At 39.6% G+C, this 391-nt stretch carries 1 protein-coding gene; it reads right to left on the reverse strand.

Annotated elements, in window-relative coordinates:
• Nucleotides 1-391: S8 family serine peptidase (locus CCY97_RS08545; RefSeq protein WP_146744545.1), on the reverse strand; the 391-nt coding region annotated here is incomplete at both ends.

The following is a 391-nucleotide window of genomic DNA, read 5'->3' on the forward strand; positions in this document are numbered from 1 at the left end:
TGGCATATTGCCCATGTCAATGCTGATTTTATTACCTGCGAGTGTAAAAAACACATTTTTCTGCGGTGTGAATGTGAGTTTGGCTCCATTAGCTATGTTGTATCCATTTGTGGCATTTAACTTGGCATTACCAGATTCTCCAAAGACAAGAGTGAGTGTAGCATCTGTACTTTGTGTGTATGTGCCACCAACTATTAGGTCATTGTTGGTGCCTATCTTATCATCTTGACCACTAACAATAATCGTATGTTTTTGTGTCTTGTTTTTGTCAGTAAATGTTTTCAATATCACCTTTTTATTAGCCGTGCTTAAGAGCACATCTGCAATCTGGCGACCATTGAGATCAGGGAATTTCTCTTGCACAAGTGCAGCTGCTCCACTCACAAATGGT

This window comes from Helicobacter sp. 10-6591 (genome assembly GCF_003288805.1).
Lineage (GTDB): Bacteria > Campylobacterota > Campylobacteria > Campylobacterales > Helicobacteraceae > Helicobacter_F.